The sequence below is a fragment of the Dyella sp. 2RAB6 genome, from assembly GCF_052115385.1.
GTDB lineage: Bacteria > Pseudomonadota > Gammaproteobacteria > Xanthomonadales > Rhodanobacteraceae > Dyella_D.
In genome coordinates this window covers 109,020-128,441 of record NZ_JBFRGP010000005.1, presented here as the reverse complement: position 1 = coordinate 128,441, position 19,422 = coordinate 109,020, and the positions used below count along the sequence as shown (strand labels likewise).

Genomic DNA, 19,422 nt, shown 5'->3' with positions numbered 1-19,422 from the left:
TGCTGTGGCATCGCGCGCGCGTCGCCGCGAGCTTTGTTTAGGCGTCCAAACGGCCATACCAGTTTCTTGGCCAAAGTCATCCCAGCGCAACACAATCGTCAAACATCCCGCCCACGATGCGCCGCTTTAACTCCTTCCCAACACCGGCGCCTCGCATGCCCATCCCGAACCGCAAGCCCCTCGTCCGCGTCGGCAAGACGGACCTTCCCGCGCTGAGCGCTCTGGCGGGCGGTATCCGCCGGCACCTGCTGCCGGCCCCGTGGTGGCTGCTGGCCGCCGGCTTCTGCGTAACCGGCGTCGCCGCTGCAACGGATACGCCGACCGAAACCCCAACGAGCACGCCGACTAACGCGCCGGCCCGCCCGGCCACCCAGCCGGCAGCCAGGCAGCTGGAAGAAATCGAGGTGCGCGCCAATAGCTCGGCCTCGGCCATCGTGCAGGCGCCGACCCAGGCCGAGCTGGACATCACCCAGCCGCAGTCGGTGATCGGGCTGGACTACATCGCCAACCACGTCGCCCCCACCGCCGACTACGCCGCCATCGCGGCGATCGCGCCCGGCGTGTCGACCATCGGCCTCAGCGGCCCGGGTCTGGGCGAAGCCAAGCAGATGACCATCCGCGGCTTCAACGACAACCAGTACAACGTCACTTACGATGGCATCCCGTTCGGCGACACCAACGACTTCAGCCACCACACCAGCAGCTATTTCCCGGCCAAGATGATCGGCCAGGTCACGGTGGACCGCGGCCCCGGCGGCGCCAGCCAGATCGGCCAGGCCACCTTCGGCGGCACGGTGGCGCTGCGCTCGAAGGACGCGCGCGACGAGTTCTCCTTTATCCCCACGCTGAGCTACGGCAGCTACGACACCACGCTCACCCACCTGGAACTCAACAGCGGCCGCCTGGACAGCCTCGGCGGCGCCAAGCTGATCGCCAGCGCGCAGTACAACGACACCGACACCTTCCGCAGCAACTCGCCGATGAGCCGCAAGACCGGCTACATCAAGTATGTGCAGCCGCTGGGCGAAGCGACGGAGCTGACCTTCCTCAGCAACTACAACTACATCCGCTTCAACAACCCGGACAAGACCGACCTCACCCAGCAGCAGATCAATACGCTGGGCCGCGACTTCGGCCTCAACACCAACCGCGCCAGCACCGACTGCTATTGCTACAACTACCAGACCAAGCAGACCGACCTGGAATACATCGGCCTGAGCAGCGCTCTGAGCGACACCTGGCGGCTGGACGACAAGCTCTACACCTACGCCTACGACAACAACAGCCACGAAAGCCCCTACGCCGGCACCGCCGCATCCAAGGCCAACATGGGCGGCTACAACAAGATCAACAACTACCGTGCCTGGGGCAACACGCTCGAAGCCACGCACAGCGATGATCTCGGGCAGCTCAAGCTGGGCGGCTGGTACGAGTACATCGACAACACGCGCTACAGCGTGGCGCTCGATTATGGTTTGGGCGGCATCCACGACGTCAAGAAGGGCAAGCCCGACAGCAGCGCGTACAAGTACACGATGGTCGATCGCCTGCGCACCACCCAGCTTTATGCCGAATACGCCTGGCGCGTGACCGACGCGTTTACCCTGACGCCCGGCGTGAAGTACGACCGCGCCACCCGCTATATCGACGCACCGATCAACCAGACCACCAAGCTGCCGCTGAAATACCAGCAGACCTGGGACAAGACGCTGGGCTCGCTCACCGCCAACTATCTGCTCAGCAGCGAGTGGAGCGTGTACGCGCAGGCGGCGCAGGGCTTCCTGTCGCCCAACCTCAACCAGTTCTACGTGCCCAACCCGCGCGAAAGCCACACCAAGCCGCAGCAGACCATGAACTACCAGGCCGGCACGGTGTACAAGACCGACCGCTTCAATGCCGACGCGGACGTGTTCTACATCGACTACCAGAACTTCCCGCTGATCGGCACCGACCCGGTCACCCACGATCCGATCTACGCCCTGGCCAAGGGCGCGACCATGAAAGGCGCCGAGGCGGAAGCCACCTATTACCTGGGCGAAGGCATCAGCCTGTATGCCAACGGTTCGTTGATCGATGCCAAGTTCAAGCGCTCGAACCTGCGCATGCCGACCGTGCCGTCCGGCACCGCCGCACTGGGTTTCCTCTACGACGACGGCGGCTTCTCCGGCTCGCTGACCAGCAAGTTCGTCGGCGGCCAGCGCGTCTACAACAGCGACCTCAATCCGGACGTCGCCGCCTCGGCCACGGCCAGCGGCAGCACCAGCGGCTGGTGGACCACGGCCCTGAGCCTCGGCTACGGCCAGAACCTCTCCGGCTCGGTGATCAAGAGCTACAAGATCCGCCTGCAGGTGGACAACCTGCTCGACCAGCACAAGCAGGTGATCGACGCGATCAAGGGCACCACGCCGTATTACCTGGTACTGCCCGGCCGCAGCTGGTTTGCCTCCATTTCCCTCGCGCTGTGATCCGGGAGACTTCGATGATCTTCGCCCATTCGATTCGCCGCGCCCTGCTGTGCGGCCTGCTGCTCGCCGCCGCTACGGCGCACGCCGACGGCGCCACGCGCTATCTGGACGACGTACGCCTGCACCAACTGCAGTCCGTGCTCGCGCCGCCCTCCGTACCCGGCTCGCCGGAAGACCAGGCCGACCGCGCCGTCACCGATAGCGCCTATGCCGGCCGCAGCGAGACCGACAGCGCGCTGGCGCACCAGGAAGAAAGCTTCGACGTGTTCGCCTTCGCCCGTGTGCTCGGCCCGGACTTCGATGCGGCCAAGCTGCCGCGCACCGCCGCGCTGTTTACCGAAGTGCAGAAGGAAACCGCCAAGGCAGTGAAGGAAGCCAAGAACCATTGGGAACGCGAGCGGCCGTGTCCGCTGGATAGCTGCCGCAAGGATCCGGAGGGCGACGAAAAGGATCTGAAGAAGAAGAGCTATGGCTACCCCAGCGGCCACAGCACGCGCGCCACGGTGTTCGCGGTCCTGCTGGCCCAGGCGCTGCCGGGCCGCTCGGATGCCGTGACCGGCTATGCGCGCGACGTGGGCTGGCGCCGCGTGGTGCGCGGCGTGCATACGCCGCAGGACATCTATGCCGGGCGGGTGTTCGGACAGGCCCTGGCGGCGGCGTTCCTGGCCAATCCGGCGCTGAAGCACGATCTAGATGCGGCAGCAAAGGAACTGAAGGACGCAGGACTCACCACCGCTCCTTGAGCTTCCAAGAATGAAGCCTTCTCCCTCCGGGAGCACGCGGGGAGCGCACAGGGATGTGCGCGGCTCTGAGGAGCGAGGAAGGTGGCGGCAGCCGGATGAGGGTCCGGTCGGAGCGATGCACATCACCCTTGTGCTCCGCCCGAACCCTCACCCCAACCCCTCTCCCGAGGGGAGAGGGGCTTAGACCGCGGCTCTTTGCTACCATTCTGGACCGCCTTCCGCCTACCGCCCGTCCATGCTCAACCCGCAACAATTGGCCGCAGTCGAGCACTGCGACTCGCCCCTGCTCGTGCTGGCCGGCGCCGGTTCCGGCAAGACCAGCGTGATCACGCAGAAGATCGCCTACTTGATCCAGCGCCGCAGGCTGGCGCCGTCGAAGATCGCCGCGATCACCTTCACCAACAAAGCGGCGAAGGAAATGCGCGAGCGCGTGGCCAAGCTGATCAGCACGGAGGACGCCGCCGCGCTGACCGTGTGCACGTTCCACGCGCTGGGCCTGAAGTTCCTGCAGATCGAGCATGCGCGCGCGGGGCTGCGCAAGGGTTTCTCGGTGCTCGACGCCGATGACAGCGAAGTGATCATCAAGGAACTGGCGCCCAAGGGCGTCAAGCCGGACGTGCTGTTCGGCATCCGCAACCTGGTCAGCCGCGCCAAGAACGGCGGCCTGTCGCCGGAAGAAGCCAGCGCCGCCGCGCGCAGTCCGCGCGAGCTGGACGCGGCGATGATCTACACGCTCTACCAGGCGCGCCTGGCCGCCTTCAACGCGGTCGACTTCGACGACCTGATCCGCCTGCCGCTGCGCATCCTGGAAAGCGACGACGAATGCCGCGCCGCCTGGCGCGAGCGCCTGCGCTATCTGCTGGTGGACGAATACCAGGACACCAACGACGCGCAGTACCGCCTGCTGAAGGCCCTGGCCGGCGACCGCGGCGGCTTCACCTGCGTGGGCGACGACGACCAGTCCATCTACGCCTGGCGCGGCGCCAACCCGGAGAACATCGACCAGCTCAGCAAGGACTGGCCTTCCTTGCGCGTGATCAAGCTGGAACAGAACTACCGCTGCGGCCGGCGCATCCTGCGCGCCGCCAACAAGCTGATCGCCAACAATCCGCACCTGCACGAAAAGAAACTGTGGAGCGAGCATCCGGAAGGCGCGCAGATCCGCGTGCTGGAATGCCGCGACAACGAACACGAGGCCGAGCGCGTCGCCGCCATCGCCGTGACCCTGGCCGAGAAGCACAAGGCGCGCTGGCATGAGATGGCCATTCTCTACCGCGGCAACTTCCAGGCCCGCCCGTTGGAAAAAGCGCTGCGCCTGGCGCGCGTGCCGTATCACCTGACCGGCGCGCTGAGCTTCCTCGACCGCGCCGAGGTGAAGGACCTGCTGTGCTATCTGCGCCTGCTGACCAACCCCAGCGACGACGCCGCCTTCCTGCGCGTGGTGAACGTGCCCAAGCGCGAGATCGGCGCGACCACGCTGGAAAAACTCGGCCAGATCGCGCAGACGCGCAATGCCTCCCTGCTCGACGCCGCGCGCAGCGACGGCGTGCTGCGCCAGCTCTCGGCCCGCCCGGCCTCCGCACTGGCCGGATTCACCGCACTGATGGACGAGCTGCGCAGCGCTTCGGTGCATGAGAGCGCGGCGGACCTGGTGGAGACCGTGCTCAAGCGCACCGGCTACGCCAGCGAGATCGCCGCCAGCACCACCGACGCCGCGCTGCGCGAGCGCCGCCTGGGCAATCTGCGCGAACTGGCCGACTGGTTCCGCGCCATGCAGCGCAACGACAGCACCACCGGCGACCTGGCCGCCCAGCTCGCACTGCTCAGCCATGCCGATCGCGACGAACCCGGCAATGCGCTGCGCATGATGACCCTGCATGCGGCGAAGGGCCTGGAGTTCCGCTTCGTCTTTATCGTCGGCTGCGAAGAAGGCACCTTGCCGCACGACGGTGCGATGGACGAGGGCCGCGTCGATGAAGAACGCCGCCTGATGTACGTGGGCATCACCCGCGCCAAGGAAATGCTCACCCTGTCGTGGTCGTCCAGGACCAAGCGCTACGGCGAAGTGCACAGCAACCAACCCAGCCGCTTCCTGCACGAGCTGCCGCAGGACGATCTGCATTGGCAGGGCAAGGATCCGGAGGCGGATAAGGAAGTGGTGCGCGAGACTGCCGAGTCGCATATGGCGAAGATCAAGGCGATGCTGGCGGGCAAGTAAGCCCTGCGGTATGCGTTGCCGCGTGATGTAAGGTTGGAATATCGCGACCGCACACCTCGCGCGTCGCGCCACGACAAGGAAGCCGCATGCTTACGACCGCCTCTGTCCGCCCCGCTCCACTGCCCTGGCTGGCCACCGTCGTCGCACTGATCGTCGGCGTGGTGCCGTTTCTGTTCTCGCTCGCCGTGCAGCGTGGCTGGCCCGCCTTGAGCGAGGGCGCCAGGGCGATCGCTTACGCGTCCACCGCGGGCAGCCTGGTGTTCCGTGCCGGCGTGGCGTTCCTGGTTGCGCAGTGGCATGGCGAGCGGCATGGGCAGTTGGCGTTCCAACGGCCGGCCATCGTGCTGTCGCTGTTCGGTGTGTTCCTGCTGTGCTGGCAAGGGGTGCAGATCGGCGCGGTGGCGTTGATGGTGCGGCTGGCCACCGCCGGCACGTCGATGCAGATCATGCTCGCGGCGTCCTCGCTGCTGTATCCGCTGCTGCATGCGCTAGGCACCTGGCTGGCGTGGATCATCGCCGCGCGCATCATGCGCAAGGAAGCCTTGCCGTGGCCGTCGTTCAACGCGCGCTGGCGCACCGCCGGCCTCGCCGCGTGGGTGCTGGCGAGCGTGCTGGCGATGCTCACGCCGGTGGCCATGTCGACGCTGACTTCGCTCGGTCTCGACAGCTACGCGCTCGCCGCCGCCAGCTATGCAGCTGTAGCGCTGATTCCCGTGGCATTGGCTTTCGTCGGCGCCTGGCTCGGCCTGCCGCGCTACCTCGCCGGCATTCACGGCTGGCGGTGGCTCGGTGCGACGGTGGGTGCGCTCGCCTCCGGCGCAGGAGCGATCTATCGCGCCTCCGGCATGCTGGCCGGCCTGCCGCTGGATACGGCGATGGGGCCCGTGCTGGTCGGCAGCGGCGGCTTGCTGCTGTGCCTGTTCGTGTTCTGGGCCTGGACGTTCGCCTGCTACACCGGCCTGCACCGCACCGCCGCGCCTTGAGCGATCAATGCCGGCGGCGCCGCCGCCGGTGTTCCATCATCGTGCCGATGATGCTGCCGGGGTTCGCCGCATTGACCACCACGGTCGGATAGTCCGCATTGAGCGGCACCAGTTCGAAGATCTCGTGACCTTCCGTATCGCGGCCGCGGCTGCGGTATTTCTTGAAGGTGGCGCTGCCGTCGTTCTCGATGCGCGCCACCACGAAATCGCCCGGCAGCGGTTTCACCGCGGGGTCGATGATCACGATGTCGCCGGGGTGGAATTCCTCCAGCATCGATTCGCCGGTGATCTCCAGCGCAAAGGCCAGCCGGCCCAGATCGCGCGCCAGTTCGGCATCCAGGCTCACGCTCTGCTCGGCATAGCCGCGCGGATAGGGATCGGCCGCCTCGCGGCCGTGGCCGGCCTGCACCATCGAGATCACCGGTAGCTGGCGCACGTCCGGCTGGGCGGCGCGCAGGCCGGCGGGCACCTCGCCGCGGCTGTCGTCCTCCTTGCCGGTGCGCAGGTAGCGCACCGAGACACCGATGATCCCGGCCGCCATCTCAAGCGCCGCGACGCGGATGTTGTCTGCTTCGATCACACCCGCCTCCCACTGGCTGATGGCCGAACCGGAGTTCCCGATGCGGCGGCCCAGCTCGCGCTGGGAGATGCCCGCGCGCTCGCGGGCGGCTTTGAAGCGTTCGGCGAAGGTATTCATGTCGATAAGTTTACTTGGCGTTCTGCCAAGTATAATTGACAAATAATGCCAAGTAAACTTATCATAGTCGCCTGGGAATCGTCCCCTCCGGACGCCTCGCCCGACGCTCCATCCATCGCAGAACAGGGAGGAATTCGATGAACGTACGCAAGCTCCTGGCCCGCCTGAACCCCTCGATCGCGCGCTTCGAGGTGCACCACGGCGGCCAGTCCGAACTCACTCCCCAGGACATCGCCGGCGCCTTGGGCATGATCGAGGACCGCCTCGCCCGCGAGGTGCTGTGCACCGTGTGGTGGCCGGACGGCGCCCAGCTGCAGCGCGCCGAGCTGGACCGCATCGTGCGCGAAGCCCAGTTGCGCGAATGGATGCGCCTGCGCCGCGAGCTGGAAGCGGCCAGGCTGGCCCTGCACGTGGCCGAGGACGATATCGACGGCACCTACGGCACCCGCGGCAACCAGCGCGCGGCCCTGCTGCGTGCCACCGAGACGCTGGACGAAACGAAGGCGCGCCAGTGGCCCGCCGTCGGCCCGGTCTATCGCGCCGTGCGCCAGGCCGTGCTCGCCGAACTGGCCACGCCGAACCTGTGCACGCATTGCGAAGGCCGTGGCGAAGTGTTCGCGCACGACCGCCTGCTGGCCTGCCAGCAGTGCGAAGGGCATGGGCGCACGCCGGTGAGCGACCGCAAGCGCGCGGCGATGATCGAGCGCGACGAAGCCGGTTATCGGCGCGTATGGCGTCCGGTGTACGAGTGGACGCTGGCCTTGTGCGCGGGTGCGGAAACGCGTGGCGCGCGTGCGCTGGAACACGCGCTTGCACCGGCGTAAGTGCGGCATCGACGCTTCCGCACTTCTTAAGGAAAATGCATAGCGTGGGATGTAGCGCATGACGTAGTCGAATCGAGGCCGCCCTGTGCGGCCTTTTCTTTTTCGTCCTCCGCCACTGCGGCATCGACGCTTCCGCACTTTCTGACGAAAATACACATCATGGGCAGATCAGCGGACGGCTCCGCCGCCGCGCCACCCACGCGTAAGCACGCGATGCCCCTCCCCCCCTTCATAGGCCGCCATGTGCGGCCTTTCGCTTTCATGGAGACCACTCATGACCGAACCCGCCATGGCGATGGCGGCGGCTGCCAGCCTCGGCGTCGCCGCATCGCTGCCTGGCGTGGACGGCAACGCGCTGATCGGCGCGTTCGCCGGCGCCACGCTGTTCGTCGTCTCGTCCAAGGAACTGCCGATCTGGCGGCGCCTTGCCTACCTCGGCGTGTCGATCGCGCTCGGCTATCTCGCCGCGCCGGAGGTGATGCGCTGGCTGCCGCTGCAGGCGTCGGGGCTGGCCGCGTTTCTCGGTGCGGCGCTGGGCGTCACCGTCACCCTCGGCCTGCTCGAACGCGGCCGCACGTTCGATCTCGACGCGTGGCTGCGCAGCCGTGGAGGCCCGCATGCGTGACCCCGTCGAACTGCTCACCCTGTTCGCCTGCACCTCGATCTGCCTGCGCCTGATCACCTACCGGCGCTCGCCCGATGCGCGCTATCGCCCGTGGGTGTCGGTTTGCGCGTGGCTGCTGATCGTATGCAGCGGCGGGCAGGCCATCCATATCGCGCTCGGTCATGCGGCGCCGGGCGAAACCACGCTGTGGCAGCTCGGCATCCTGCTGGTGCTCGCCGCGCTGCTGCACGTGGCGCGCGGCAACCTCGCGCGCGTGCTGAGGCTGGACGCATGAGCGCCGCGACGATGATGAAGACCAGCGCGCTCGGCATCGCGCTGATCAAGCAGTTCGAGGGATTGCGCAGCTGCGCGTATCCGGATGCCGCGGGCATCTGGACGATCGGCTACGGCCATACCGGCGACGAGGTGCGCTCCGGCGCGCGTATCGACGCTGCGCAAGCGGACGGCTTGCTTCGCCAGGATCTGAGTACGGCCGAACAAGCCGTACGCGCATGGGTGACGGAACCGTTGGCGCAAGCTTCGTTCGACGCAATGGTGAGCTTCGTCTTCAATGTGGGAGCCACCGCGTTCGCCGGTTCCACCCTGTTGCGCAAACTCAATGCCGGCGACTTCGAAGGCGCCGCCGCGGAGTTCGAACGCTGGCGCTATGCCGGTGGCCGCGTGCTGCCGGGCCTGCTGCGCCGTCGCATCGCCGAACGCACCTTGTTCCTGTCGCCGCATCCGGCAAGCCTTGCAATGCGGAAGTGACGCTTCCGCGCTTTCATCCCTAATCTGGCTACAACGGCAAGATCACTCAACAGCGCAACGCAGCCGAACCCGCATATCTCCGAACCCGCCCACCGAGGCGGGTTTTTCTTTTCCGCCACGGGAACCCGCCATGAGTTTCACCAACATCAATGCCGCGCTCGTCGCCGGCTATCAGGCCGCCGCGCTCAACCTGCCCACCGCCTACGAAGGCCGCGACTTCGCACCGACCACCGGACAGCCCTGGGCCGCGGTGTCGGTGCTGCCGCTGCCGGTGGTCGGCGGCAGCCTCGGCGTGGCCGGCAACGATCGCCACACCGGCACGTTCCAGATCGACCTCAACGACGCCTCCGGCGGCGGCATCGACCGCCTGCTCGCCCTGGCCGACACGCTGCGCGCTTACTTCAAAGCCGGCCGCCAGCTCGACGGCAACGGCCTGCCGGTGCTGGTCAACAGCACCAGCCGCACGGTCGTCACCAACAAGGACGGTTGGCTGCGGCTGTCGGTGATCGTCGCCTGGTCGGCGTGGACCGATCACGGCTGAGCCGTCGCCTCTTCATGTGTTCGACCCGGTCCGTTTCGGGCCAAACCGCGTGGCCGCTCGCCGCGCGTTTCTTTCCACCAAGGAGCATCCGCATGACCATCGCCACCGGCAGCCGCCACAGCCTCGCCTACATCGCCGAGGCCGCTTACGGCGCCACGCCCGCCACGCCGGCGTTCCGCCAGCTGCGCCACAAGAGCACCACGCTCGCCCTCACCAAGAACACCTTGCAGTCCGAAGAACTGCGCGGCGACCGCCAGATCGCCGACCTGCGCCACGGCACCATCCAGGTCGGCGGCGACATGCAGGGCGAACTGAGCTACGGCGCCTACGACGACCTGTTCGCCGCTGCGCTCGGCGGCAGCTGGAACGCCAACGTGCTCAGCGCCGGCACCGCGCGCAACAGCTTCACCCTGGAACGCCACTTCGCCGATATCGGCCAGTACCTGCGCTACACCGGCTGCGAGGTCAACGGCCTGCATTTCGACGTGCAGCCGGGCGCCATCGCCAATGTCACCTTCGACGTGATCGGCCAGGGCGAAGCGGTCGACGCCAGCGCCGTGGCCGGTGCCACCTACGTCAATGCGTCGACCAACCGCCCGATGGATGCGCTCAGCGGCGCGATCAAGGAAGGCGGCACGGTGCTCGGCGTGGTGACGGAGCTGAAGCTGGACCTGGCCAACGGCATCGAGCCGCGCTTCGTGATCGGCAGTGCCAAGACCCTGCAGCCGAGCATCGGCCGCAGCAACCTCACCGGCACGCTCACCGCGTACTTCCTGGATGGCTCGCTGCTGTCGAAGTTCATCGGCGAGACCGAGAGCTCGCTGGAGCTGACCCTGTCCGACGGCACCAACAGCTACCTGCTGTACCTGCCGCGCATCAAGTACACCGGCGGCCAGGCCGACGTGGCCAACGACGGCCCGATCACCTTGTCGCTGCCGATCCAGGCCCTGTACGACAGCGCCAGCGGCACCCAGTTGCGCATCACCCGGAGCGGCGCATGAGCGGCATGGACGACTTCAGCATCCGCCAGCGCGCCAATGACGGCCGCCGGCTGCCGCTGACCCTGCCCGACGGTTCGTCGACCGACCACTGGCTGCAGATTCGCAGCCGCTGGTCGGATGCGTTCCGCCAGGCGCGCGACGAAGCCATGCAGCAGGTGGCGCGCCTGGGCCAGGCCGGCGAGGCGGAACTCGAAGCCGCGCTGGAGCAGAGCATGCTGGCAGTGCGTGCCGCGCTGGTCTCGGCGTGGAGCTTCGACGAACCCTGCGTGGCGGCCAACGTGCAGGCTTTCCTGCGCGAAGCGCCGCAGATCGCCGAGCTGGTCGACCGCGCCGGCGCCGACGATCCGGCTTTTTTCGGCAACGCCTTCGCCAGCTCGCCGACTGGCTGAAGGCTGAGCAGCAGCTGGCCCGCCCCACCGGCGCGGGCGGCCAGCCGCTGCAGCGGCATCTCGAAGCAGTGCAACGCCAGCTCGGCCGCACGCCGGCCGAGCTGATCGACCGTCCGGCATGCCCGGCGGAACTGGCCTATCTGGCCGAGTGGCTGGCGCAGTTGCCCATGCCGCTCACCCATACCGAACTCCATCACTGGACGCAGCTCACCACCCGGCGACTCGATCGCTGGGAGGTGGAAGCGCTGATGATGCTCGACAGGATACGTAGCGATGGCTGATATCGACAGCAACAGCCTCAACAATTTCATGACCGCCTTGAACAAGGCGAGCAAGTCGCTCGGCGACATGCAGAAGGCCGTCGATGCCGCGACGAAGTCGGCAAAGGATGCCGGCAAGGCGGCGGATGGGGCGGCGAAGGAGGCCGCCAAGCCGGAGTCAACCGAGAAGGCCGTCAGCGGCTCGGCGCAGAAGATCAAGGATGATTTTGCCAAGGACCTGATGGCGGCGCTCAGTGCGGATGGCAAGGCCGCCCGCGATGCGCGCATGAAAGCCCGCGACGATCTGTACAACGATCTCAAGCGAGGCGTCGCCGATACGACCAGTTCTGGCCTGGCGGACGCGGCGCGTACGAGCTACGACGGCGACAACAAGTACACGAAAGCTTTTCTTGGCGCCTTCGCCAAGAACCCGGAAGCGGCAGCCAAGGGCGGGGCCGCGACCGATGCCGGCAAGGCAGCGGGCGATGCAGGGAAAACCGACAGCGGCAAGACGGAAGACGAGGTCGCCAAGAGCACCGACTTCATGGTCGATCTCGCCGCCCAGGCCGGCGAACGGATTCGCGGCTCGCTCGGCACGATGCTCTACGACACGCTCGACGGCAATTTCAAGAATGTCGGCAAGAGCTTCCGTTCCATGCTGCGCCAGATGCTCGCCGACGCCGCCGCCTCGCAGATCTCGAAGCTGGCAGGTTCCGCCCTGGGCCTGCTCGGCAATGTCGTCGGAGGTCTGTTCAACAACAACACCTGGTCTGGCTTGAACAGCCCGAACATCCTGGGTGGCGACTCCTACCTCGGCACTAACTCGACGCTGTTCAACTGGACCGGCGGCGCCGGTGCCCTCAGCTACGGCGTGCCTGCCGCTTCCAGCGGCTTTCGCGCCTTCGCCCGCGGCGGCATCGTCAACAGCCCCACGCTGTTCCCGATGGCCACCGGCACCGGCCTGATGGGCGAAGCGGGTCCCGAAGCGATCATGCCGCTGGCGCGCGGGCCGGATGGACGCCTCGGTGTGCGCAACGGCCGCAGCAGCAGCGGTGGCGGCGTCAACAACCAGATCAGCATCACCGTCAACGTCGGCGCCAACGGCAACGCGCAAAGCGATACGCAGGCGCAAAGCGACGACGCCGGCCGCCAGCTCGCATCGATGGTGGAAGGCAAGGTCAAGGAAGTCATGGCGCGCGAGCAGCGCCAGGGCGGCATTTTGTGGAGGATGCAGCATGCCTGAAGTATTCAGTTGGATTCCCCAGGTGGAGCCGCAGGGCCAGACCACCTTCCGCGTGCGCAGCGCGCAGTTCGGCGACGGTTACACCCAGACCGTGACCGACGGCATCAACAACCGCGTGGATAGCTGGCCGCTGTCCTTCGACGGTGACGGCAGCTACATGGCGCCGATCAAGGACTTCCTCGATCGCCATGCCGGCGCGGCCTCGTTCCAGTGGAGCCCGCCGCTGGGCGCGGCCGCGCTGTTCCGCTGCGCCGGCTACACGCTGGTGCCGCGGGCGGCCGGCAACTACACGCTGTCGGCGACGTTCCAGCAGGTGTTCGCGCCATGACCATCTACGCCGATATCCAGAAGCTGGAACCCGGTGCGGAGATCGAGCTGTTCGAACTGGACGCGCGTTCGATCACCGGTGGTGGCTCAGGCGACGTGCTGCGCTTCCATGGCTATACGCAAGTCGGTTCGATCTGGTGGCAAGGGCTGGAGTACTCGCCCTGGCCGATCCAGGCCGAAGGCTTCGAGCTCAATCCCGACAAGCCGCCGATGCCCATGCTCAGCGTGGGCAATGTCGATGGCCGCATCACCGCGCTGTGCCTGGCCTTCCAGGATCTGGTCGGCGCGCTGCTGGTGCGTCACCGCAGCTTCGGCCGCTATCTGGACGCGCGCAACTTCGCCGATGGCAATGCCACGGCGGATGCCACGCAGGAGTTTCCGCCGGACAAATGGTTTCTGGAGCGCAAGGCCAGCGAGACCAACACGCTGGTGCAGTTCGAACTGGCCAGCGCGCTGGACTTCGGCCAGCAGCAGTTGCCGGGTCGCACCATTATCGCCAACAGCTGCAGCTGGCTGCAGCGCGGCGGCTATCGCGGGCCGTACTGCGGCTACACCGGCGGGCCGGTGGCCAAGGCGGACGACACGCCAACCAGCGATCCGGCACAGGACGTGTGCGGTGGGCGGTTGTCGTCGTGCAAATTGCGTTTTGGCCAGAACAACCCGATCCCGTTCGGCAGCTATCCCGCCGCCGGCTTGTTGCGCACATGATCACGGCCACCCTGGATGCCTTTCGCGCCCATGCGATGGCCGACTATCCGCGCGAAGCCTGCGGGCTGGTGGTGGTGGTCAAAGGGCGCGAGCGCTACATCGCCTGCCGCAATCTCGCCACCACCCCGAGCGAGCATTTCGTGCTGGCCGGCGACGACTATGCAGCAGCCGAGGAGCTGGGCGAGATCGTGGCCGTCATGCACTCGCATCCCGATGCGCCGGCGCGTGCTTCGGAGGGCGATCGGGTGGCGTGCGAGGCATCCGGGTTGCCGTGGTGGATCGTGTCGGTTGCACCCGGTGCGGATGGCAAGCCGCAAGCAGGCGAGCTTTCCTGCATCGAGCCGAGCGGCTACGAGGCGCCGCTGGTCGGGCGCCCCTTCCATCACGGCGTGCTGGATTGCTGGACGTTGTGCCGCGATTGGTATGCGCGCGAATGGGCGCTGGTGTTGCCGGACCCGATGCGGCACGACAACTGGTGGGACGACGGTCGCTCCGATCTCTATACGGAGAACCTCGCCGCCGCCGGTTTCGCGCCGGTCGATGCCGGGGACATCCAGCGTGGAGATCTGGTTCTGATGCAGATCCGAAGCCGCAACCTGGTGCCCAATCATGCCGGCGTTTATCTGGGCGATGGCTTGATGCTGCATCACATGTATGGGCGGCTTTCGAGCCGCGACGTGTATGGAGGGTATTGGGTGGAGAACACGCGGCTGGTGGCGCGCCACCCGAAGTGAGGCGATCAGACGGCCCCTAACTACAAGAGCCCCGCCCAAGCGGGGCTTTTTATTGAACGGTGAATTCAATGCAACAACTACGCACTGTGCGCCTCTATGGCGTGCTCGGCTCGAAGTTCGGCAGAACGTTTCGGCTGGCGCTCGATTCCAATGCACCTTCCGAGGCCATCGCTGCATTATCGGCGCAGCTCAAAGGCTTTGGTGAGTTCCTGCTCAAGGCTAAAGATCGCGGCATGGGCTTTGCCGTCTTCGTCGGCAAGCGCAATCTCAAAGAGGAGGATCTCGCCCGCCCCTCTGGCAGCGAGGACATCCGCATTGCGCCGATCCTGCTTGGAAGCAAGAACGGCGGCCTGTTCAACATCATCGCAGGCGCCGTTCTATTCGTGGTCGGTGGTTTCATTTCCGGCTGGACCATGGGTGCAGGTGCCGGTATCGGCGGCTACATGATGCAGGCGGGTATTGGAATGATGCTCGGCGGCGTGGTGCAGATGCTGTCGCCGCAGCCCAGGGGGTTGAAGATGGGCGACCGCCCCGACAACCAACCCAGCTACGTCTTCAACGGCGCCGTCAACACGCAAGCCCAAGGCAACCCCGTCCCCGTGCTCTACGGCCGCTTGATCGTCGGCTCTGCCGTGGTCTCTGCCGGCATCCATGCCGAGGACTACGCGCCGGCCACCGCAGGTGTCGGCGGCGGCGTGAATCTCAATGGCCGCGTGCTCAAGAATTTCTACGAGAGGTAGACATGACTTCCATCATTCAAGGCGCCAAGGGCGGCGGCAGCCAGCGCACGCCTGTCGAGTCGCCGGACAGCCTGCGCTCGATCGCCTACTTCCGCATTCTTGACCTGGTCAGCGAAGGCGAGATCGGCGGCCTTGTCAACGGGCTGCAGTCGATCTATCTGGACGAGACGCCGTTGGCCAATCCGGATGGCTCGCTTAATTTCCAGAACGTGCATGTAGAAACGCGTACCGGCACGCAGGACCAGGAGGAAGTACCTGGCTATCCGGCGGTCGAGAACGAGATCAACGTCGGCGTGGAGCTCAAGCAGAGCACTCCGTGGATCCGCGCGTTGAGCAATACCTCGCTGTCGGCCGTGCGCGTCACCATCGGCGTGCCGGGGCTGTCCAAGGCCAATACCTCCAACGGCGATATCAACGGCTATTCGGTGCAGTACAAGATCGAGGTGCAGACCGACAGCGGCACCTGGCAGCTCGCCTACAACGGCGCGATCACCGGCAAGACCACCAGCAAGTACCAGCGCAGCCACCGCATCGACCTGCCGGCGGCGCAGAACGGCTGGAATGTGCGTGTCACGCGCATCACCGCGAATGCCAACAGCTCGTCGATCGCCGATACCACCACGATCGACAGCTACACGGAAGTGATCGACGCCAAGCTGCGTTATCCCAACAGCGCGCTACTGGGAATCTCCGGCGACGCCGCGCAGTTCAGCAATATCCCCAGTCGGGCGTACGACCTGTGGGGCCGCATCCTGCAGGTGCCGAGCAATTACGATCCGCTGACGCGCACCTACACCGGCATATGGGATGGCAGCTTCAAGCCGGCATGGACGGATAACCCGGCGTGGATCTATTACGACCTGTCCACACATCCGCGCTATGGCCTGGGCCATCTGATCACCGCCGCGCAGGTGAACAAGTGGGAGCTGTACCGCATCGCGCAGTACTGCGACCAGTCGGTCAGCGATGGCAAGGGCGGCAATGAGCCGCGCTTCACGTGCAACGTGTTCCTGCAGACGGCCAGCGACGCCTACAAGCTGCTGAGCGATCTGGCCAGCGTGTTCCGCGGCATCTCGTTCTGGACCGGCGGCGCCATCACAGCCTCCGCCGATATGCCCGCGGACCCGGTGTATGCGTACAACGGCGCCAACGTGATCGGCGGCCTTTTCACTTACGCGGCCAGCACGCGCAAGACGCGCTACACCACCGCGCTGGTGACCTGGAACGACCCGAGCGACTTCTACCGCGCCAAGGTCGAGTATGTGGAAGACCGCCTTGGCCTGGCCCGCTACGGCATCCAGCAGGCCACGCTCACGGCCTTCGGTTGCACTTCGCAAGCGCAGGCGCAGCGTGCAGGCCAATGGGTGCTGCTCACTTCGCGGCTGGAAACCGACACGGTGACTTTCAAGGTCGGCCTGGATGGCACGATCGCCGCGCCGGGGCAGATCGTCCGCATCACTGACCCGGCGCGCGCGGGCAAGCGGCAGGGTGGCCGCATCCATCTAGCCACGCGCACCGTGGTGACCGTGGACAAGGCACCGGAGCAGGCGGCGGTGGGCGATCGCCTCACCGTGATGCTGTCCACCGGTGTGTCGGAGACGCAGGCGATCACCGCCATCAACGGCACGCAACTGACCGTCGCCGCGCCCGGCTTCTCGGTGCAGCCGGAAACGGAAGCCGCATGGGTGGTAGAGAGCGACACGCTGGCCGCGCAGACCTATCGCGTGCTGTCGGTAACCGAAGACAAATCCTCCAGCGACATCAGCTACACCATCACGGCGCTGCAGCACGTGCCGGGCAAGTTCGCGGCAATCGACAACGGCGCAATCATCCAGATCCCGCCGATCAGCTCGCTGCCCGCTTCGACGCAGACACCGCCGGCGAATGTCCAGCTCAACGGACATGTGGTGATCATGCAGGGCATTGCCACCAATGTGGTGACGATTGCTTGGGATGCGGCTTCCGGCGCGACCAGCTATCAGGTCGAATGGCGGCGCAATGATGGCGAATGGGTGAGTGCCGGGCGCACGCCCGGGTTGTCCATCGATATCGAGGGCATCTACACCGGTACCTATATCGCTCGTGTTCGTGCGGTCAGCCCCGGTGGTGTGGTGTCGTTGCCAGCGCTGTCGGCGGCGACGGAAGTGCTGGGCAAGACTGGTGCGCCACCGGTGGTCGCCACGTTGAAGGCCACATCGAAAGTGTGGGGCATCCATCTGGATTGGAGCTTCCCCGCCGGTACTGATGACACTCAGCGCACCGAAGTGTGGCGTTCTAAAACGCCAAACCTGCAGGACGCCGCAAAAATGGCGGACCTGGCGTACCCACAGAACTCGCTTGAGATCGACGGCCTGGCAGCGGGCGTGTCGTTCTACTTCTGGGTGCGGCTGGTGGACAGGACCGGCAATGTCGGTGCGTTCTATCCCAACGGAGCAGGCTTGCCCGGTCAGTCGAGCAGCAATCAGGCGGACTACGAGCCGGTAATCGCCGGGTTGATCGAGCAGACCGAACTGGGTCAGCAGATTCTCGAAGGCGTCGATCTCGCGACTTCGGACATGGCCGGTGATGCCGGGGAATGGGCGGGCGACAGCGCGCACTTCGCGGGCACCTGGACACTGCTTGATGCCGTGCAGGACGGCGATCGGTCCATGGCCAAGCGTGTGGACTTGGTGCAAGCCACTGTGGATAACACGAGTGCCGCCGTGCAGCAGACGTCGCAGGCGGTGGTCGATCTCAACGGGAAGGTGAGTGCGACCTGGACGGTGAAGTGCCAGGTCTCTTCGGATGGCCGCATCTATGGCGCGGGTATGGGCTTGGGCGTCGAGCAGCAGCCCGACGGTTCGTATCAGTCGCAGGCGTTGTTTCAGGCGGACAGGTTTGCGGTGATCAACACCGCCAACAATAATGTCACTGCGCCTTTCGTCATCCAGAATGGGCAGACGTACATTCGGCAGGCGTTGATTGGTGATGGTTGGATCAATAACGCCATGATTGGTGATTACATCCAGTCATCAGATTACGTTCCGAGTCAGCGGGGCTGGAAGATCAGTAAGAGCGGCAACAGCTTCGAGTTAAATGGAAGCGGCGGCGGTGGACGGTTGCTTATCACCAACACGCTGGTGCAAGTCTTTGATGGAAACGGCGTCATGCGCGTCCGCCTAGGAATCTGGTGATGAGCATTGGCCTGCAGATCAATGATGCTCAAGGCGCCGTCGTACTCGACACCAGCATGCGCACAGGACGCATACTCGGTTCGATAGCAACCTCTGGCGATACGGGATCTGTGATTGTCCCCACCGTTGTTGGCACACCGTTCTTGATAGTGACTAGTTGGCCCCGGCCTTATTCGTCCGGTCAGTTTGGAACGGCATTTGTGTGGGGTGACCTTTCTTTTGATGGCACTACCATCAAATGGAATTTCACCTTCGGCAGTCCAATCTACGACTCGATAACGATCTACTACGGATCTTACTAATGAGCGCCGGCTTCGAAGTAATCAACGACTCCCAGTCGATACTGATCGATCAGAATTTCCAGAATCTGGCACTCATATCAAGCGGATCGATCTCCATCGGATCGAACTCATCAGCTGGAGGCTATTTCGGATCGACGACGATTCCGGCGACCGGCGTTCCACTCATCTTCGTACGAAGTGCCGGCCTGGTTTCCATCATAAGTGCAACAAACGGTCGCTTTGATTGGCGATTGGCTAAAGGCGTAACAACATTTGACTACTACGCTTTCGCGCCTCCGCAATCCCTGAGCGGAAACGTCGGCTTACAGGTCTTCGGATCCGATGGGAAGCTCTGTTTCGATGCTCAACAAAAGTATCTGCGCATCCTTGGCACGGTAACGACCAAAGGATCCATGTACTTCCCGGACGGGGGAGGTGTCGGAACTGCACTTTCGTTTCCTCTGCCCGGAGCGCGGCCCGCGGTTTGCTTCTCCGATCCTGGAGGACAATTCCAAGTAATCACTGGGAGCACCGTCTCCGGCGGACTGACCTACAGAACCGTCGCAAGATGCGGAATGCGTATCAACGGATCCAACCTGGAATTGGCTCAGTTCCAGGAGGTGGATAGCCTGGCGCTTTCGGGGGATGCGCACGTCAACACCAGAGTGGCTGCCGCCCCCGCCATGGTGATCGTCGCCGACGTCTCAAGTATGTAGATCACCG

The 19,422-nt window shown here is 65.4% G+C and carries 21 protein-coding genes; 20 read left to right on the top strand and 1 reads right to left on the bottom strand.

The annotated features are described in order from the left end of the window. The first annotated feature begins 155 nt into the window (after positions 1-155). The 4 genes from AB4083_RS10525 (at position 156) to AB4083_RS10510 (ending at position 6,409) form a co-directional block, all read left to right on the top strand. A complete protein-coding gene (locus AB4083_RS10525) occupies positions 156-2,465 on the top strand; it encodes a TonB-dependent receptor (RefSeq protein ID WP_441607750.1) in 2,310 nt (769 codons plus the stop codon). Between the two features lie 14 nt (positions 2,466-2,479). Next, entirely contained in the window at positions 2,480-3,208 is a 729-nt protein-coding gene (locus AB4083_RS10520; RefSeq protein WP_441607749.1) for a phosphatase PAP2 family protein, read from the top strand. A 235-nt stretch (positions 3,209-3,443) separates the two neighbouring features. Next, a complete protein-coding gene (locus tag AB4083_RS10515; RefSeq protein WP_441607748.1) occupies positions 3,444-5,426 on the top strand; it encodes a UvrD-helicase domain-containing protein in 1,983 nt (660 codons plus the stop codon). Positions 5,427-5,512: 86 nt separating this feature from the next. Then, positions 5,513-6,409, top strand: a complete 897-nt coding sequence (locus tag AB4083_RS10510) for a hypothetical protein (RefSeq protein ID WP_441607747.1) — start codon at positions 5,513-5,515, stop codon at positions 6,407-6,409. A 4-nt stretch (positions 6,410-6,413) separates the two neighbouring features. On the opposite strand, the gene AB4083_RS10505 is transcribed toward AB4083_RS10510, so the two are convergent. Next, positions 6,414-7,106 carry a LexA family protein gene (locus tag AB4083_RS10505; protein WP_441607746.1) on the bottom strand — a complete coding sequence of 231 codons (693 nt, stop codon included), beginning with the start codon at positions 7,104-7,106 and terminating at the stop codon, positions 6,414-6,416. Positions 7,107-7,243: 137 nt separating this feature from the next. Here AB4083_RS10505 and AB4083_RS10500 point away from each other — a divergent pair, with 137 nt between their 5' ends. From AB4083_RS10500 to AB4083_RS10425, 16 genes are all read left to right on the top strand, one after another. Beyond that, positions 7,244-7,930: a hypothetical protein gene (locus AB4083_RS10500; RefSeq protein WP_441607745.1), complete on the top strand. Its 687-nt coding sequence runs from the start codon at positions 7,244-7,246 to the stop codon at positions 7,928-7,930. A gap of 274 nt (positions 7,931-8,204) precedes the next feature. Next, entirely contained in the window at positions 8,205-8,555 is a 351-nt protein-coding gene (locus AB4083_RS10495) for a putative holin (RefSeq protein WP_441607744.1), read from the top strand. Continuing rightward, positions 8,548-8,829, top strand: coding sequence for a phage holin family protein (locus tag AB4083_RS10490; RefSeq protein ID WP_441607743.1), 282 nt, complete (start codon positions 8,548-8,550; stop codon positions 8,827-8,829). Before AB4083_RS10495 ends, AB4083_RS10490 begins: the two co-directional genes overlap by 8 nt. Continuing rightward, entirely contained in the window at positions 8,826-9,302 is a 477-nt protein-coding gene (locus AB4083_RS10485; RefSeq protein ID WP_441607742.1) for a lysozyme, read from the top strand. The genes AB4083_RS10490 and AB4083_RS10485 overlap by 4 nt, the downstream gene beginning before the upstream one ends. Before the next feature lie 130 nt (positions 9,303-9,432). Next, the gene (locus tag AB4083_RS10480) at positions 9,433-9,843 is read left to right on the top strand and encodes a phage tail terminator-like protein (protein ID WP_441607741.1); all 411 of its coding nucleotides are present in this window, start codon (positions 9,433-9,435) and stop codon (positions 9,841-9,843) included. Between the two features lie 92 nt (positions 9,844-9,935). After that, on the top strand, positions 9,936-10,844 hold the full coding sequence (locus tag AB4083_RS10475; protein ID WP_441607740.1) for a phage tail tube protein: 909 nt from the start codon (positions 9,936-9,938) through the stop codon (positions 10,842-10,844). Continuing rightward, the gene (locus AB4083_RS10470) at positions 10,841-11,233 is read left to right on the top strand and encodes a hypothetical protein (protein ID WP_441607739.1); all 393 of its coding nucleotides are present in this window, start codon (positions 10,841-10,843) and stop codon (positions 11,231-11,233) included. Before AB4083_RS10475 ends, AB4083_RS10470 begins: the two co-directional genes overlap by 4 nt. Before the next feature lie 68 nt (positions 11,234-11,301). Continuing rightward, a complete protein-coding gene (locus AB4083_RS10465; RefSeq protein WP_441607738.1) occupies positions 11,302-11,514 on the top strand; it encodes a phage tail assembly chaperone in 213 nt (70 codons plus the stop codon). Further along, complete coding sequence (locus tag AB4083_RS10460; protein ID WP_441607737.1) at positions 11,507-12,736, top strand: hypothetical protein; 1,230 nt, start codon at positions 11,507-11,509, stop codon at positions 12,734-12,736. Before AB4083_RS10465 ends, AB4083_RS10460 begins: the two co-directional genes overlap by 8 nt. Further along, positions 12,729-13,064, top strand: coding sequence for a phage tail protein (locus AB4083_RS10455; protein ID WP_441607736.1), 336 nt, complete (start codon positions 12,729-12,731; stop codon positions 13,062-13,064). Before AB4083_RS10460 ends, AB4083_RS10455 begins: the two co-directional genes overlap by 8 nt. Beyond that, complete coding sequence (locus AB4083_RS10450; RefSeq protein ID WP_441607735.1) at positions 13,061-13,771, top strand: phage minor tail protein L; 711 nt, start codon at positions 13,061-13,063, stop codon at positions 13,769-13,771. Before AB4083_RS10455 ends, AB4083_RS10450 begins: the two co-directional genes overlap by 4 nt. After that, positions 13,768-14,505, top strand: a complete 738-nt coding sequence (locus AB4083_RS10445) for a C40 family peptidase (RefSeq protein ID WP_441607734.1) — start codon at positions 13,768-13,770, stop codon at positions 14,503-14,505. Before AB4083_RS10450 ends, AB4083_RS10445 begins: the two co-directional genes overlap by 4 nt. A gap of 68 nt (positions 14,506-14,573) precedes the next feature. Next, positions 14,574-15,245, top strand: a complete 672-nt coding sequence (locus AB4083_RS10440; protein ID WP_441607733.1) for a tail assembly protein — start codon at positions 14,574-14,576, stop codon at positions 15,243-15,245. A 2-nt stretch (positions 15,246-15,247) separates the two neighbouring features. Then, complete coding sequence (locus tag AB4083_RS10435; RefSeq protein ID WP_441607732.1) at positions 15,248-18,418, top strand: host specificity protein J; 3,171 nt, start codon at positions 15,248-15,250, stop codon at positions 18,416-18,418. Beyond that, a complete protein-coding gene (locus tag AB4083_RS10430) occupies positions 18,418-18,720 on the top strand; it encodes a hypothetical protein (protein ID WP_441607731.1) in 303 nt (100 codons plus the stop codon). The genes AB4083_RS10435 and AB4083_RS10430 overlap by 1 nt, the downstream gene beginning before the upstream one ends. Next, a complete protein-coding gene (locus AB4083_RS10425; protein WP_441607730.1) occupies positions 18,720-19,415 on the top strand; it encodes a hypothetical protein in 696 nt (231 codons plus the stop codon). Before AB4083_RS10430 ends, AB4083_RS10425 begins: the two co-directional genes overlap by 1 nt. The last annotated feature ends 7 nt before the right edge of the window (positions 19,416-19,422 follow it).